Source organism: Aquibacillus sediminis (assembly GCF_005870085.1).
Classification (GTDB): Bacteria; Bacillota; Bacilli; order Bacillales; family Amphibacillaceae; genus Aquibacillus_E; species Aquibacillus_E sediminis.
In genome coordinates, this window is sequence record NZ_SZNM01000005.1 from 233,017 (window position 1) to 249,025 (window position 16,009).

Annotated in this window: 14 protein-coding genes; 12 read left to right on the top strand and 2 right to left on the bottom strand. The window is 36.7% G+C overall.

What is annotated here, in order from left to right:
* The first annotated feature begins 256 nt into the window (after window positions 1-256).
* From FCI53_RS08060 to FCI53_RS08105, 10 genes are all read left to right on the top strand, one after another.
* The gene (locus tag FCI53_RS08060) at window positions 257-1,324 is read left to right on the top strand and encodes a TRAP transporter substrate-binding protein (protein WP_246050047.1); all 1,068 of its coding nucleotides are present in this window, start codon (window positions 257-259) and stop codon (window positions 1,322-1,324) included.
* A gap of 14 nt (window positions 1,325-1,338) precedes the next feature.
* Window positions 1,339-1,827: a TRAP transporter small permease gene (locus tag FCI53_RS08065; RefSeq protein ID WP_138417620.1), complete on the top strand. Its 489-nt coding sequence runs from the start codon at window positions 1,339-1,341 to the stop codon at window positions 1,825-1,827.
* Window positions 1,817-3,121 (top strand): TRAP transporter large permease, encoded by a 1,305-nt coding sequence (locus FCI53_RS08070; protein ID WP_138417622.1) that lies wholly within the window; start codon window positions 1,817-1,819, stop codon window positions 3,119-3,121. The genes FCI53_RS08065 and FCI53_RS08070 overlap by 11 nt, the downstream gene beginning before the upstream one ends.
* A gap of 422 nt (window positions 3,122-3,543) precedes the next feature.
* Window positions 3,544-4,377, top strand: a complete 834-nt coding sequence (locus FCI53_RS08075; protein WP_138417625.1) for an FAD synthetase family protein — start codon at window positions 3,544-3,546, stop codon at window positions 4,375-4,377.
* Between the two features lie 22 nt (window positions 4,378-4,399).
* Window positions 4,400-4,879, top strand: a complete 480-nt coding sequence (locus FCI53_RS08080; RefSeq protein ID WP_138417627.1) for a flavin reductase family protein — start codon at window positions 4,400-4,402, stop codon at window positions 4,877-4,879.
* A gap of 248 nt (window positions 4,880-5,127) precedes the next feature.
* Window positions 5,128-6,336: an MFS transporter gene (locus tag FCI53_RS08085; protein WP_138417629.1), complete on the top strand. Its 1,209-nt coding sequence runs from the start codon at window positions 5,128-5,130 to the stop codon at window positions 6,334-6,336.
* 485 nt (window positions 6,337-6,821) lie between these two features.
* A complete protein-coding gene (locus FCI53_RS08090) occupies window positions 6,822-7,862 on the top strand; it encodes a TRAP transporter substrate-binding protein (RefSeq protein ID WP_138417632.1) in 1,041 nt (346 codons plus the stop codon).
* An 18-nt stretch (window positions 7,863-7,880) separates the two neighbouring features.
* Window positions 7,881-8,381, top strand: a complete 501-nt coding sequence (locus FCI53_RS08095) for a TRAP transporter small permease (protein WP_138417634.1) — start codon at window positions 7,881-7,883, stop codon at window positions 8,379-8,381.
* Window positions 8,378-9,682, top strand: coding sequence for a TRAP transporter large permease (locus FCI53_RS08100; RefSeq protein ID WP_138417636.1), 1,305 nt, complete (start codon window positions 8,378-8,380; stop codon window positions 9,680-9,682). The genes FCI53_RS08095 and FCI53_RS08100 overlap by 4 nt, the downstream gene beginning before the upstream one ends.
* 174 nt (window positions 9,683-9,856) lie before the next feature.
* Window positions 9,857-11,212, top strand: coding sequence for an MFS transporter (locus FCI53_RS08105; protein ID WP_138417638.1), 1,356 nt, complete (start codon window positions 9,857-9,859; stop codon window positions 11,210-11,212).
* Window positions 11,213-11,261: 49 nt separating this feature from the next.
* Here the strand turns inward: FCI53_RS08105 and FCI53_RS08110 are convergent, their stop codons facing one another.
* On the bottom strand, window positions 11,262-12,380 hold the full coding sequence (locus FCI53_RS08110; RefSeq protein ID WP_138417640.1) for a mechanosensitive ion channel family protein: 1,119 nt from the start codon (window positions 12,378-12,380) through the stop codon (window positions 11,262-11,264).
* A 225-nt stretch (window positions 12,381-12,605) separates the two neighbouring features.
* Between FCI53_RS08110 and FCI53_RS08115 the strand changes: the two genes are divergently transcribed.
* Window positions 12,606-13,484 (top strand): DegV family protein, encoded by an 879-nt coding sequence (locus tag FCI53_RS08115; protein ID WP_138417642.1) that lies wholly within the window; start codon window positions 12,606-12,608, stop codon window positions 13,482-13,484.
* A 61-nt stretch (window positions 13,485-13,545) separates the two neighbouring features.
* Here the strand turns inward: FCI53_RS08115 and FCI53_RS08120 are convergent, their stop codons facing one another.
* The gene (locus tag FCI53_RS08120; protein ID WP_138417644.1) at window positions 13,546-13,692 is read right to left on the bottom strand and encodes a BH0509 family protein; all 147 of its coding nucleotides are present in this window, start codon (window positions 13,690-13,692) and stop codon (window positions 13,546-13,548) included.
* A gap of 274 nt (window positions 13,693-13,966) precedes the next feature.
* On the opposite strand from FCI53_RS08120, the gene FCI53_RS08125 reads away from it, so the two are divergent.
* A complete protein-coding gene (locus tag FCI53_RS08125; protein ID WP_171038106.1) occupies window positions 13,967-15,922 on the top strand; it encodes an elongation factor G in 1,956 nt (651 codons plus the stop codon).
* Window positions 15,923-16,009: the final 87 nt, after the last annotated feature.

Consider the following 16,009-nt stretch of genomic DNA (forward strand, 5'->3'; position numbering starts at 1 on the left):
ACAAGTTTCCCATTGACAGCACACGTAACATCATATATTATTTTATATATAATATAACGTGTGCTTATTTAGGTGCATGTAAAAGGTAATTTTTTTACCTCATAATGTAAGCGATAACAAACAATGTGATGAACTTTAGTTAGAACAGTTAAATTAGCTAAAAGGGGTAGGGGGTGTGATGTACATAGAAAGGCGATTTTTGTTTTGTTTAAAAATCAGAAAATTTCGTTAAATAATGTAAATAGGAGGAGAAAGTGTGAAAAAATTTATAGGTATTCTGTTTATGTCGATGTTGGTATTTGTGCTGTCTGCGTGTGGTTCAGATGACGAAACTGCCCAGGGGGGAGGAAGCTCTGGAGACGAAGCGAGTGGCAAATCTCATAATCTAATTATCTCTCACTTTTTACCAGGAAACCACCCAATCCAAACACAAGTTTTTGATGATATTGGATCAACTTTAGATGAAGAATCGGACGGAAGAATCACAACAGAATTGTATCCATCTAACGCTTTAGGGGATGCAGGTTCCCAATATGATATGGCTGTTACAGGTGAAGCGGATATTGCATTAAGTGTACATGGTTATACACCAGGGCGTTTTCCACTTGTATCTGTATTGGAATTGCCATTTTTAGCAGAAACAGCTGAACATGGTTCCAGGATCATAGCCAATTTGTATGAAGAATTTCCAGAATTTCAAGAAGAACATGATGAAACAGAAGCCCTTTTCTTATTTACAGCTGAACCAGCACAAATTATTAGTAAAGATCACAAAATTGAAACACCTGATGATTTAGACGGATTGCGAGTTCGTACACCATCCCCACTGGGTAACGAGATTTTAGAAGCGTTAGGCGCGGCTCCAGTATCGATGCCAATGGGTGATGTATATGAATCACTTGAAAGAGGCGTTATTGATGCAGCAATGGTTCCACTAGAAACATTATATAATTACAACTTTCATGAAATTGCGAATTATATAACGGTAGGTAACTTTTCAGCAACGCCATTCTTTTCGGTCATGAATAAAGATACGTATAATAGTTTCTCAGATGCTGATCGGGAAGTTCTTGATAGTTTAACAGGAATTGAAACGGCTGCCGAAGCTGGTGCAGTATTTGATGTTGATGGTCAAAAGGGAAAACAACAATCAGAAGAAAATGGTGCAGAATTTATTGAACTTAGTGGTGATCAGCTCGCGGCTTGGCAAGATGCTTTAGATGAGGTTACTCAAGGCTGGATTGATGACATGGAAGCGGAAGGCTATCCAGGCCAAGAAATTTATGACCGTGCTGTCGAACTGAAAGAGGAAGTGCGGGAATAGAAGGGTGTGATAGGATGGAGAAACTGATCGATATGCTTAGTAAAGGGCTACATTATGTAGCCCAATTCGTTTTATTCATCATGGCTATAATTGTTACCGTTGATGTGTTTAGCCGATGGATGTTTAATAAGCCGATCACCGGAACAGTTGATATTACGGAATTGGGATTATCCATGGTCATCTTTTTAAGTTTAGCCTATACCCATGTAAAAAAAGAACATATTACAATTGACTTTATAGTAGAGAAATTCCCTAAAAGAATACAATTGGTGTTTGATAGTATCATTAATCTAGTAATTGCTGTATTAATCGGATTAGTAGCATGGAGTTTATTTGGTAATGCAGAGCGCCTATATGCTTCCGATACGGTCACAGGCGATTTGCGTTTACCAATTTACTTGTTTGCTATTTTAGCAGCAATTAGTATCACTGTATTTGCACTAACCGCATTATTAAGAGCAATAACTGAAGCACAAAAGGTGGTTAAGAATGATGAGTCCTGAAGTCATTGGCGTTGCTGGAATAGTCGTTCTAATTCTAATGTTTTTGATGAAAGTACCAGTAGGAATTGCGATGTTATTAGTCGGTTTAATTGGTACAACGATGATTCGTGGTTGGGATATTGCATTTACACAACTCGGTAGAACTCCTTTTGATACAGCAAGTTCTTACTCCTTAAGTGTCATTCCGTTATTTATTTTAATGGGAATGATTTTGTCCTATACAGGATTGGGGCGAGATTTATATCGGTCGGTGGATAGCTGGATTGGGCACTTACGTGGTGGACTTGCTATGGCCACGATTGGTACAGCAAGTATATTTTCAGCTATTTCAGGATCTTTGAACGCAACGACGGCGACTGTATCGAAAATTACGTTACCTGAAATGGCTAAATACAACTATAAACCAAGTCTGTCAACATCATGTGTTGCTGCTGGTGGAACATTAGGGATACTGATTCCGCCTAGTGTTATTTTAATTTTATATGGAATATTAACAAGAGAGCCGATTGGTGAGTTACTAATTGCTGGGATTTTGCCAGGTATCGTGCAAATGTTATTTTTCATTGTAGCGATCATGATTGTTGTACGACGTGATCCATCATTAGCCCCGGCGCGTTCAGAGAAAGCCAAGTTCATGGAAAGAATTACTTCCCTTAAGACAGTATGGCCTTTCCTTTTGTTATTTTTAATTAGTATTGGTGGTATTTATTTAGGAGTCTTTACCCCGACAGAAGCAGCGGGGGTAGGGGCAATTTTTGCATTAATTATTTCCATTCTCTCGAGAAGGTTGGACTTTGAGAAATTAAAAAAATCTTTTAATGAATCTGTTCGTTTAACTGCATATATTTTCCTAATTTTGATTGGTGCTACCTTGTTTAGTCAATTTTTAACGATAAGCAGAATTCCAGTGAAGCTGACAAGTTTTGTTGGTAATTTAGAATTGAACCAGTACGTGATTTTAATTCTGATTCTTCTTGCATTATTCATTCTAGGCTGTTTTATTGAGGGGCTATCTTTGATTGTACTTGTTTTACCAATTGTTTATCCTGTTATAACAGAATTAGGTTTCAATGGGGTATGGTTTGGTGTCATAATGGTAATGGCAATCAATATTGGCTCCTTAACACCACCATTAGGTATTAGTGTTTACGTGATCAAAGGGGTTGCTCCAGATATTCCTGTTCAAACCATATTTAGAGGAGTAGTACCGATGATTATTGCGATGGTTGCCTGTATTGCATTATTAATTTCATTTCCGCAGATTGTTACGATTTTACCTGATTTAATGGAATAATAGTTCATTCATACTTCCGCGATTCTAACAGTTAATCAATCATCTTGTGTAATGTTTTCTCCACCATTGTTATGGTGTTAGGTATGAAATCTCGCTGTGTGTATGATCGTGTGGTCATGCAAATAGCGAGATTTCTAGTTTGTCCCGGTGCAATCGTAAGTGGTAGTAAACTGCCGCTTTCACTCCGATTGATTCAAGGTCTTGCGGGTCTCTCCTTTGTGGTGCAACACTCAGTGTGGGAAGAGCAAAAACTCCCACAGAGTGAAGTTTCACTTTTAGCCTAATGTAATTTACTGAGAATCGATCAACTGTTAATTATTGTTAGAAAATTCGTGAAATATAAATAATGTTTGTTCTAGAATTACGTTCAGTCGTTTGCTATCCTTTATATAAGCTAGGATAGACTGTAAGGGGGGATAACCTTGAAGACAGTAATGATAAATGATGTGAGTCAGAAGATCGAGACAGAACCTCATGTGATGGCAATTGGTTTTTTTGATGGTATTCATAAAGGTCATCAACAATTATTAGATAAGGCAAGAACAATCGCCAAAAAAAATAAATATCTATTTTCTGCTATGACATTTAGTCCGCATCCAAACGAAGTAATTAAAGGTGATAAAGATCATAAATATCTAATGCCATTACCAGAGAAGATTAAGCGCATGGAAGAAATGGGAGTAGAACAACTATTTGTTGTTAAATTTGATCGTGCATTTGCCTCACTAGATCCGCACGATTTCATCAAGAAATTTATTTTAAATATGAACACACGGCATGTAGTGGTTGGATTTGATTTTACGTTTGGTTTTAAAGCGGCTGGGAATACAACAGTGTTACAACAGGATTCAAACAAGCAAGGCTATGGTTTATCGGTTATACCAAAGAAATCAATTGATAATGAAAAAATAAGCACAACGAAAATAAAGGCTTTAATCCAAGCAGGTCAAGTGGAGCAAGTCTCTTCTTACTTGGGTACTGACTATAAAGTAAGCGCTAGCATTATTCAAGATCATTCAAGTGAAAACTTAAAAGTAATCCCAAATGGAAAGTTTATGTTACCAAGTATTGGTACGTATTATGTGGAGGTAATCCAAGGTAATAAAAGGTTGTATGGGACTTATTATCAGTATTCGAATGTGGGTGATGATAATGTATTAGTACTTGATGGTGTTCATGGGTTTAGTCCACATCATTTTTATGGGGAAGTAGTATTTGTTAGTCAAGTAAAAGTGAAAGAGACGATCTCGATCTAATTATTTGTAAGGAGGAAAACCAATGGATGATAAACTATTTCGTCAAGCAATGGGTCGCTTTGCAACAGGTGTTACTGTTATTACGACAAAAGTAGGAGAAGATGTGCATGGCATGACGGCAAATGCATTTATGTCGATTTCATTAGATCCTAAATTAGTTACCATTTCGATTGATAATAAGGCAGCAATGCTAGACAAAATTAAAAAATCTGGTAAATATGCTGTTAGTTTTTTAGGAAAAGAGCAGCAAAATATTTCGATGCATTTCGCAGGACAAAAGAAAGAAGAGAACCCAATTGATTTTGAATTAATGGATCAAGATATGCCAGTTATTGAAAACGCTTTATCTTCTGTTGTTTGTGATGTCGATCGAACGATAGAGGTAGGAGATCACACGTTATTTATTGGAAAAGTTAAAGATATCCATGTCAGAGAAGGGGAACCATTATTATTCTTTGGTGGAAAATATGGGAGTTATCAAGAGAATCAGTATGTGAAATAGGTTTTATTAAACACATTCCATTGTAAATAGGATGATCGACTCTAACAAGCCTTTGTGCAGACAAAGGCTTGTATTGTTTGTTATAAACAATCTAAAGTTGCGATAGATCAACAAGATTAGGGATTTTATACTCATTTTTGCGGATAGCTTGGGAAGGGAAATCATAAAACAGTTATTTTTGGAGTTTATAGTTAATGTGACATAACAACAATCATGTAGAAAACAGGTAACGAAAAGAAGGTGTAAGAATGAAAGCACAAAAACCACGGTTATGGACAAAGCAATATATACTTATTTTGTCCGTGACATTTTTGTTTTTTGTAACGTTACATATGTTAAATGCAGGCTTTCCAATATATATCATTGAATTAAGTGATCAACCGGCAAAAGGTGGATTAATGACGACTGCATTTATGGTGGCAGCGATTATTTCTAGGCCAATTATAGGCATTCAATTAAATTATATAAATATGAAAAAAACAATGATTATGATGTTATTGATTGTGTTAGTTGCTGTTTTGATTAGTTATGGACGAACGTCTACCACACTATTACTAATCACACGAGTAATCGAAGGAGTAGGGTTTGGGGTTGTGACAACCTTACTTGCTACACTCGCATCATTGAGGATTCCGACAGAACGAACAGGAGAGGGGATTAGCTTCTTTGCAATGGCAACAAGTGTTGGTGCAAGTATAGCACCAATATTGGCGTTAACATTGATTGATACTTTTTCTTTCCAAGTCGTTTTAATCCTTGCAGTATTGATTATTCTATTCATTTTTGTTCTATCTATGCCGTTGATGAATGTGACAAAACCACAAGCAAAAGGCTCATTGAAACAAAGATTATCTAAACGATCGATCGTAAATCAAACATTTGAAAAAAATGTCTTACTACCTAGCTTTCTAGTCTTTCTGCTCTGTTTAACATTCAGTGGTGTATTTAATTTTATTCATGGGCTTGGGGAAGAAATGAAAGTTGGAGCAAGTATTAGTTATTTCTTTTTAGTGTTTACGATCATGATGATCGTTATTCGTCCAATTTCTGGAAAGATTTTCGATCAGTATGACTATAAGGTGATGATTCACAGTTCGACTTTTAGTGGTATCTTAGGACTTGTCTTATTATCGATTGCGTCATCTGTTCATTTGATTGTGTTAGCTGGTATCTTATATGGGATAGCGTATGGTGTCATGCATCCAACTTTACAAGCAATCGCAGTGAGTAAAGTAACTACAAATAAAAAGGGTTTGGCCAATTCCATGATTCTTACCGGCATGGATTTAGGTATGGCAATTGGTTCTCCAAGTTTGGGGTTATTAGCTGGAATGGTTGGTTACAGTTCCATGTATGGTTACACGGCAAGTATTCTGATTGTATTATTTATTGTTTTTCAGTTAAGCAGTTTAAATATAAAACATGGTGCAGAGGTGAAAGTAGATCGTTCAATATAATGTCGTTGTAGAGCGTGATAACATTCAATATGTCAAGATTATGACACTTTAATATGCTGGTGAATTTTTGCAGGGGATTTGACATTAATATCGAAATTTATTAGTACCAAATATGTACGTTTGATAGTTCATGCCTTTAATGATCCCTTACAGATCACCTCACCTGAAGCTTGATATCAATGTTCTTTCCTATTATCTACCATATATACAACAATATAACCTCTTTATTCAAAGAGGATTAGGACTAGTTTGAGATTTTTCAATTTTCGTAAAATATTGACATCATATATTAAATTATATATAATTATTATTAATTCAATTGTTATTTTTTTGCAAGTTTTTGAAAGCGATACCACAATCGTGAGTGCATGACACTTTGTTCTTAGTTGCTTTGGGGCTGGTGGGATCTCATTTACTAAACGAATAAGCTATGATTTTCAAAAAACCTAATGAGAAAGAAAAAATACAAAGGGGTGTATTTATTCATGGTTAGGTGTAGAAGTAAGAAATTGTTCACAATGCTGAATGCGTGTGTACTAGTAATGTTGTTGGGAGCATGCACAGGTAAGTCAAGTGCAAGCGGGACTGAAGAGGATCTCGTATTTTCTCATGCATTTCCTGCCAATCATATTTTTGAGACTAATGTTGTACAACAATTTAAATCAGAGACAGAAGAAGCAACGGACGGGACGGTCATGATTACTTCTTTTCCTGGTAATCAATTAGCTGACACAGATGGACACTATGAAGCAGCAGTCACTGGAATTTCGGATATGGGATTTAGTGTGCATAGTTACACACCTAACCAATTTCCACTTACATCTGTAATGGAACTACCATTTATTAGTGATAAGGCAGTTGATGGATCTAAGATTTTATGGCAATTGTATCAAGAGTTTCCTGCACTACAGGAAGAACATGGGGATGTGGTTCCTTTGTGGTTATCTACCTCTGAAGCCGGCCAACTATTCACGGTGGGAAAACAAGTAAAAACACCAGAAGATTTGCAAGGTATGCAAATACGCTCCCCATCTCAAGAAGCAAATCGATGGTTGGAAGAATTAGGGGCCACGCCAGTATCAATGCCAATGAATGATGTATATGAAGCGTTGGAACGAGGGGTAGTGGATGGGACGGTTGCTCCACCCCACACGTTGTTAGATTATAGTTTGCAAGAAGTCATTGACTATGTAACGGTAGGAAATTTTTATATGACAACTTTCTATGGAGTAATGAGTGAAAGTGCATATGAATCTATGAATCATACTAACCAAAACGCACTTGATCAAATACGAGGAGAGTATATGTCATCGCTGTACGGTGAGGTGGTCGATGAACGTTCAAAAGAAGCGGTGCAAGCAGCGGAAGAAGCAGGTGCAGAGTTCTATGAAATATCAGAAGAAGAATTGGACGTATGGGAGGAAAAAATGGCTCCTGCAACAGAATCTTGGATAGAAGATAAAGAGAGCAAAGGGCTGCCAGGTCAAAAGGTATATGATCGAGCCATAGAACTAAGTAATCAATAATTTAGGGGGGGGAGTCCGATGCGGGTTGTTAGATGGCTTGATACAGGCTTGAATAGCCTTAATTTTCTATTGCACCAAATTTCAAACCTAATCCTTATGTTGATTATGTTTTTGACTACCTTTGATGTGATTGGACGAGCGTTGTTTAATCATTCCATTACAGGTGCTTATGAGTTAACCGAATTAGGATCTGCTATCGTTATATTTTTCACTCTTGCAGTGACGCATAAATATAAAGAACACGTTGCAGTCGGATTTTTAGTTGATAAACTGTCGGCAAAAAAGAAGGCGATGATAGAAGGTTTAGTTGATTTATTTATCTTTGTCTTGATTTTAATTATGAGTTTCCAACTTATTAATGAAGCGATGCGTCTTATGGAAAGGGGTACAACAACAACGGACTTAGGACTACCAATCTATACGTTTATCTTAATTGTCTCAATAGGCTCTTTTATTTTTGCATTTGTAGCACTAGCAAATGGAATTAAATCCATGATAGAGGCGGTGAAAAAGTCATGAGTCCAGAGTTGATAGGCGTTATTGGCATTATCGTTTTGCTTGTATTACTGTTTTTAAAAGTCCCTGTTAGCATTTCGTTGATTTTTGTTGGTACGGCTGGATTTGGGATTATACGGGGATTTGATACAGGCTTAATTCAATTAGGAAACACTCCATTTGGAACAGCGAGTTCTTATTCGCTGAGTGTTATTCCATTATTTATCTTAATGGGGATGATTTTATCCTATAGTGGTCTTGGACAAGATTTATTTAGAATGGTAGATTCGTGGATTGGTCATATTAAAGGTGGACTAGCGCTCACGACAATCGGGACTAGTGCTATCTTTGCATCTATTTCTGGTTCAGTAAATGCGACAACAGCAGCGATGGCTCGTATTACATTGCCAGAAATGAAAAAGTATAATTATAAACCAGCGATTTCTACTGCATCTGTTGCAGCTGGTGGGACATTAGGGATATTAATCCCACCAAGTGTGATTTTAATTCTCTACGGTGTCATGACAATGGAACCGATAGGTGATTTGTTAATTGCTGGTATTATTCCTGGTATTGTTCAAGTTGGACTTTTTATGCTTGTTATCTCTCTATGGGTGCGAAAGGATCCAGATGCGGGTCCCCAAACGGAAAAATCAGATTGGAAAACACGCTTTAAGTCAATCAGTAAGGTGTGGCCATTTGCTATTCTGTTTGTTGTATCTATCGGGGGGATTTATCTTGGAATCTTTACCCCTACAGAGGCGGGGGCAGTCGGAGCATTTGGTGCTTTACTATTAGCCTTGATTACAAGACGTATCGATCTTGATAAATTGAAAAAGGCATTAAGTGAAACAACTAGATTATCAGCAATGATTTTCCTCATTTTAATTGGGGCAGATATTTTCAGTAAATTCTTGGCGATAAGTCGAATACCGATGAATATAACAGCTTTTATTAATGGACTTGATTGGTCACCTATTATAATTATTTCTATGATTTTAGTAGTTTATCTCATATTAGGGATGTTCTTAGAAACCATTGCAATTCTAGCAATGACACTACCTGTGGTGTACCCAATCATTACGCAATTGGGCTTTGATGGCGTATGGTTTGGGGTTATAATGATCATTGTAATGAACATTGGACTTATCACGCCACCATTAGGTTTAAGTGTGTATATCATAAGTGGTGTAATGAAAGAATATGCTGTTGAGAAGATCTTCCGATGGGTTGTTCCAATGCTTGCGGCAATGGTATTTTCAATTGTTTTATTTTTAATTTTTCCGCAGTTCATTACCATACTTCCATCTTTGATGAGAGGGTAGTATATAAATCCTACTTTTTAGTTTGTTTAGAAAGTAGGATTTTTTCTAATCCTGAATGTATTAAAAGGGATACGTTCAGGTAACCACTTTGTTTTGTTTATATAGAATATAGTAGTACAATTAATAGATAGATAATTTGTGAAAATATACTATGACAATATTCAGGTGATAAAAGTGACCAAACCTACAACTAAATCCTGGCTGTTTGTATTGACAATCGGTCTAGGGACTTTACTTAATCCACTGAATTCATCAATGATTTCAGTCGCATTAACAAGGATACAACATGAGTTTCAGCTAACATTTACTGATGTGTCGTGGCTGATCTCTATTTTTTATATTGCTAGTGCCGTCGGTCAACCAGTGATGGGGAAGTTGAGTGACATGTTTGGACCGAAACGATTGTTTTTAACAGGACTTTCATTGGTTGCTTTAACGTCCATTTTAGCTCCTCTTTCACCTAACTATGTAACACTTTTAGGATTCCGTGCGCTTCAAGCAATTGGAAGTTCAACACTATTCCCTAGTGGGATGGCGATGATTCGTAGTAGTATTACAGAAAACCAAGGCAAAGCTTTAAGTACTATTGCCGTATTTTCTTCAACATCTGCTGCCTTTGGACCTTCGATTGCAGGTTTTTTAATTCAATCATGGAATTGGCCTGCTATCTTTGTGATTAATTTACCTTTTATTATCGTGTCCTTTGTTTTATCGATTACGATCTTACCGAATACCGGCAAAAATAAAATTGACCTAACTAGGATTGATTTTGGAGGAATTAGCCTGTTTGTGGTTGGGGTTACAACATTAATCTTATTTTTGTTATCAATTGTGGATCAGGTAAAATGGTGGGCAATCATTGTTGCTATCCTTTCTTTTGTGTGCATGTATGTTTATGAAACTCGACGCCGTGATCCTTTTATCGATTTAAAAGCGTTAAAAAACAATAAAAATGTATCTTTTATTTATCTTCATTTTATGAGTATCAATATCATATTTTACTGTTATTTCTTTGGATTACCAACATTCTTGTTACAGGTTCGTGAATATAGTGAACGAACGACAGGTTTGATTATGCTTGCCATGGCAGGAATGGGAGTATTCGTAACACCGTTCGTTGGCCGGTGGATTGACCGAAGTGGTGCAAAGCTTACGTTGTTAACAGGAGCTATTAGTTTAATGGTGGGGACTGCTTTACTATTAACTGTTCATGACACTACACCATTATGGTGGCTCCTTATTATTATGGCGATCATAGGAATGAGTAATAGTTTTAATAACATTTCTTTACAAATCTCTTTATATAGTCATGTCAATAAAGAAGAAACCGCTTCGGCAGCAGGTTTATATCAAACAAGCCGCTACCTGGGCTCCATTTTTTCTTCTTGTATTTTAGGGATATTATTTAACGACTATTTAGATGTTGCTCATTTACATATGGTTGTAATGATTTGTTTGATTTTTAGTGTCCTAGTCTTATATTTTGCCATTCGCTTACCAGGTAAAAAGTTAGTAACTAGTAAAGCCTGACTATAAAAAAATCCCAACAAGACTATGATGGTCTTGTTGGGATTTTTCTTTAGTTGTCCTTTTGTAACGAGGCTGCAGCTTGTGATACAGCTTCAGTGTCGGAACTTACATATAATGTTCGACTTGGAAAGGCAACCGAGACGCCTTCTTCTTGTAAAATTTCCATAATCGCAAAGTTTATTTCTTCTTTTATGTTTAGATATTCTTCCCATACAGTCGTATTGGTAAAGAAGTATAAGAAAATATCCAAACTGCTATCATTGTATTGATCGAACGTTACGAAAATGGTTTCTGGATGAATGGCATCGTGCTGATTTAATAGTTCTTTTATTCTTTTAATGGTAGTTTGTAGTTTTTGTTTTGGAGTATCATAGGTAACACCTAAATTAAACGTTATTCTACGCTTGCCCATTTCACTCCAGTTCGTAATATTCTCATTGGCTAAGGTGGCATTAGGGACGGTTACAAGTCCTTGATCAAATGTACGAATTTTAGTACTACGGAAGTTAATATCTTCGACAAGACCTTCGACACTAGGGGTTTTGATCCAATCATCAATCGAAAATGGTTTTTCTGTAATAATGATTACACCACCAAATAGGTTACTGATCGCATCTTGGGCAGCAAGTGCAAATGCAAGTCCACCAAGTCCTAGTCCAGCAACAAAACCATTTACATCGTAACCAAATACTTGGGCCACGATACTAAAACTTATCGCGATGATGATAAAGCGGATCGCTTTAGATAAAAATGGTACTAATATCGGATCAATCGAAAGTTTTGTTTCATCATTAAGTTTTGTAAATAAAACGGATGAACTGGATGACAAATTATATAAGCCCCAAGTAAGGATGACAATCACTGATGCTTCTTGGATAAGCTTTTCGAAGAACGGATTCGCTTGATCGATATATGGGAAATAAGCCATGGCGACATATACACCAATAATTAAAAAGATCGATCGAACTGGCTGTTCAAACGCCAAACATACTTTTGAAAAGAATTCGGTTGGTGTCCTTCTACTTAATCCTAAAATCATACGAAATACATATTTGGTAAACAATTTTCGAAACAGTAGGAAGAGTAATAGAATGCCAATTGATATGCCAAGATTTATTAGATTTTCATAAGAAATGATTGTAGTTAACCAGTTTAATACCTCATTCATGATGAATTTCTCCTCTCCATTATCATTCATCCGATTATCATAACATAAAATGACAAAAAGATTGTATGTAAATTTTAGTTGATGTTGATTTTTATCCTACTTGTAACTGAAGTAAGACCCCAACTTCGAACTAGGAGATAAACTGAAGAAGATAGGTAGGTGATGAAAGGAACCCCCACTGATTAAAGTTTATATCCTCATAGCATTAGTAGAGGAGTGGAAACCATGACAAAGAAAAAGCTTGCATTTGTGACTGACAGTACCGCCTTTCTAACCAAAGAAATATGTCACCATCCAGATGTTTTTGTGGTGCCAATTGCTGTTATTGCGCAAGATATATCTTATGAAGATGGAGTAGATTTATCGTCTGAACAGTTGTATAAAATCATTAGGAATGATAAACAAGTACCTAAAACCTCCCAGCCACCACATGGACAGTTTATACAGTTATATGAAAAGTTGCAGAAGGAATATGAGGAAGTAATTGCGGTTCATGTATCTAGCGCCTTAAGCGGAACTTTGGCGAGTTCCATCTATGCAAAAGATCAACTAGGCTTTGATGTAGAGGTGGTGGACTCACGATCTGTTTCTTATGGGCTGACAATCTTATTGGAATATGGAATAAAGATGTCGAAACGTGGGGAAGGAATGAAAGAAATTGCAAATGGTTTACAACAATTAACAAAACAAATAAATCATTTCGTTTTAATAGGAAACTTAGAACAATTGTACAAAGGCGGAAGAATGTCAGGTGCGAGGTTCCTAATAGGAAATTTTCTCCGAATTAAACCAATTCTTACCATTAACAAACAAGGCGAGCTTGTTCTGTATGAGCGGATTCGTTCTGAGAACAAAGCAATGAAAAGAATGATAGATGTATTAAAGCAATCATCATCACCTCATAACATAAAGCAATCATCATCACCTCATAACATAAAGCAAATCGGCATCATGCACGGTAATGCGGAGGCAAAGGCTATACAACTAAAACAACAAGTTTTACAAGAAATTCCCTATCTGGATGTCGTTATTGGAGAAATTAGTTCCTCCATAGCGGTTCATGCTGGTGAAGATACCATTGCAGTCGTTTGGCAAACGGAATAGAAGAGAAAATAAAACATGCGCTATTCGTAGTAGGATAGCGCATGTTTTTTATATGAAATATTTACATGAGATCATAAACAGATTCTTCGAAATAGAGCCAGTGGAAATATTCAATATGTTCGTCCGTCATCATCGCAAGTTCTTGCTCATCAAACTTTTGGTAGCTTAATAAATGTTCTACTTTATAAGTTCTTTCACCTTGGCTCATCATTATTCCTCCTTGATATCCTTCCGTGGAAAGGTTTTGTAATCGCTTTCTTTTTGTTGTCTTTATTATATATCGCATCTTGAGATGAATCAAATATCGTTATGAGATGGATATTGCATGAAATGATTCTTATTTGTTATTTAAGTATTAGAAAGTCTTGTTTGTCGGTAAGGGAAGAGACTTTTCAATGTAACGCGGATAACTTATACTAGATTAGATGTATAAGTTGAAGTTAAGATGTAGGATGCATTCCTATGTCCCGGAGGTGAAAGATATGAATAAGACAATTGGGTTGCTTGCACATGTAGATGCGGGAAAAACGACTTTTTCAGAGCAGTTGTTATATCATACACAAAGTATTGACCACAGAGGTCGTGTTGATCATAAGGATGCCTTTTTAGATAGTCATGAAATTGAAAGGGAACGTGGCATAACGGTATTTGCAGATCAAGCTAAAATGGACTATAACGGGCACACTTATTATTTGATAGATACCCCTGGTCACGTCGATTTTTCTGCCGAAATGGAACGGTCGATTCAAGTAATGGATTATGCCATTGTCATTGTTAGCGCGGTGGAAGGTGTAGAGGGACATACGGAAACAGTGTGGCAGTTATTACAAAAACACCGAATTCCGACCTTTTTCTTTATTAATAAAACCGATCGAATTGGTGCTGATGTTGATCGTGTCATACAGGATATACATACAAATTTGACAAAGAATATCTATGACTTCACAACAGCCTTCCAGCAAGGTGATATGACCAATGAGTTAATTGAATTTATTGCTGAACGGGATGAAATGTTACTTGATTATTATATGGAATCAGGATTTGAACAACAATTATGGCTCAGCACATTAACATCGATGATTAAAAGTCAAGCTGTGTATCCATGTTGGTCTGGGTCGGCATTAAAGGATGAAGGGATTCGCGAGTTTTTTCAAATGATCGACTTGTTAACCGAGACGTCGTTTTCGAATACAGGGGAGTTCTCTGCCCGTGTCTATAAAATTCGCTACGATGAAAACGGGAATCGTCTTACCTTTATGAAAGCTTTACAAGGTAGTATCAAGGTCCGTGATCAATTCCAATACCAGATGGAAGATACTGAGCTTTCCGAGAAGGTCACACAACTACGAATCTTTAATGGTCAAAAATTTGAAACAGTGGATCGAGTTGAAGCTGGAGAACTGTTTGCCGTAAATGGATTGTCTGAATTAAAGATAGGGGATGGAATTGGTTCATTTGGAGAAAGGTCTCTATTTCATATGATCCCGACCTTAAAATCAAAAGTTATTTATGATAGGAAGGCGATTTCTATCAAAGAAATGTGGCAATGTTTTCAAATACTTGATGCAGAAGATCCAGCATTGTTCGCACAATGGGACGAGCATTTACAAGAAATTCATATTCATATTATGGGTGTTGTACAATTAGAGGTGCTACAACGGGTGGTGAAAGAAAGATTTGGTTTTGAAGTTTCCTTTGCCGACCCAAAAATTATATACAAAGAAACAATTGAAACACCTATTACAGGTTACGGCCATTTTGAACCATTAAAACATTATGCAGAGGTTCATTTACGGATAGAGCCTGGAGAAAGAGGGAGTGGTATTTCTTTTTCAAATAAATGTCATGTGCATGATTTGTCGGTTGGTCACCAAAACTTAATACGCCACCATTTATTCGAACGAGATCATCACGGATTGTTAACAGGTTCGCCATTAACCGATGTGAGGGTGACGTTATTAACTGGAAGAGCACATAACAAGCACACATCCGGTGGTGATTTTCGTGAGGCTACATACAGAGCATTGCGTCAAGGATTGGAAAAAACTACAAATATCCTATTAGAGCCATATTATGATTTTAAAATAAAGGTGGATATCGATGTTATGGGAAGGGTTTTATCTGACCTGCAGCAAGCGTCGGCAACCTTTTCACCTCCTGAGATGACGGAGGACAAAGCGACAATTATTGGAAAAGTCCCTGTTGCTACTTTTATGCATTATAGCACGGAATTTGCATCAATTACGAAGGGGAAAGGTATACTGAATCTCATGTACGGTGGTTATGATCATTGTCATAACCAAGAAGAAGTGATCCAACAAATTGGTTATAATAAAGATGCAGATCCAGACTATACGTCCACATCCATCTTTTGTGCGAAAGGAAAAGGGTATAAAGTGCCGTGGGATCAAGTGGAGGATGAGATGCATTGTTTGTAGGTTTTGTTCGAGGTGAAATGGGATAGATTTCAGACTCTATCTTTTGCTAACTATCCTTTTGTGTAGAGCCGTGAACTCAAAGCAAAT

Coding starts and splice junctions, on each gene's coding strand:
- FCI53_RS08065 (WP_138417620.1), top strand. CDS start 1,339: ATGGAGAAACTGATCGATATGCTTAGTAAAGGGCTACATTATGTAGCC.
- FCI53_RS08070 (WP_138417622.1), top strand. CDS start 1,817: ATGAGTCCTGAAGTCATTGGCGTTGCTGGAATAGTCGTTCTAATTCTA.
- FCI53_RS08080 (WP_138417627.1), top strand. CDS start 4,400: ATGGATGATAAACTATTTCGTCAAGCAATGGGTCGCTTTGCAACAGGT.
- FCI53_RS08085 (WP_138417629.1), top strand. CDS start 5,128: ATGAAAGCACAAAAACCACGGTTATGGACAAAGCAATATATACTTATT.
- FCI53_RS08090 (WP_138417632.1), top strand. CDS start 6,822: ATGGTTAGGTGTAGAAGTAAGAAATTGTTCACAATGCTGAATGCGTGT.
- FCI53_RS08095 (WP_138417634.1), top strand. CDS start 7,881: ATGCGGGTTGTTAGATGGCTTGATACAGGCTTGAATAGCCTTAATTTT.
- FCI53_RS08100 (WP_138417636.1), top strand. CDS start 8,378: ATGAGTCCAGAGTTGATAGGCGTTATTGGCATTATCGTTTTGCTTGTA.
- FCI53_RS08110 (WP_138417640.1), bottom strand. CDS start 12,380: ATGAATGAGGTATTAAACTGGTTAACTACAATCATTTCTTATGAAAAT.
- FCI53_RS08115 (WP_138417642.1), top strand. CDS start 12,606: ATGACAAAGAAAAAGCTTGCATTTGTGACTGACAGTACCGCCTTTCTA.
- FCI53_RS08120 (WP_138417644.1), bottom strand. CDS start 13,692: ATGAGCCAAGGTGAAAGAACTTATAAAGTAGAACATTTATTAAGCTAC.
- FCI53_RS08125 (WP_171038106.1), top strand. CDS start 13,967: ATGAATAAGACAATTGGGTTGCTTGCACATGTAGATGCGGGAAAAACG.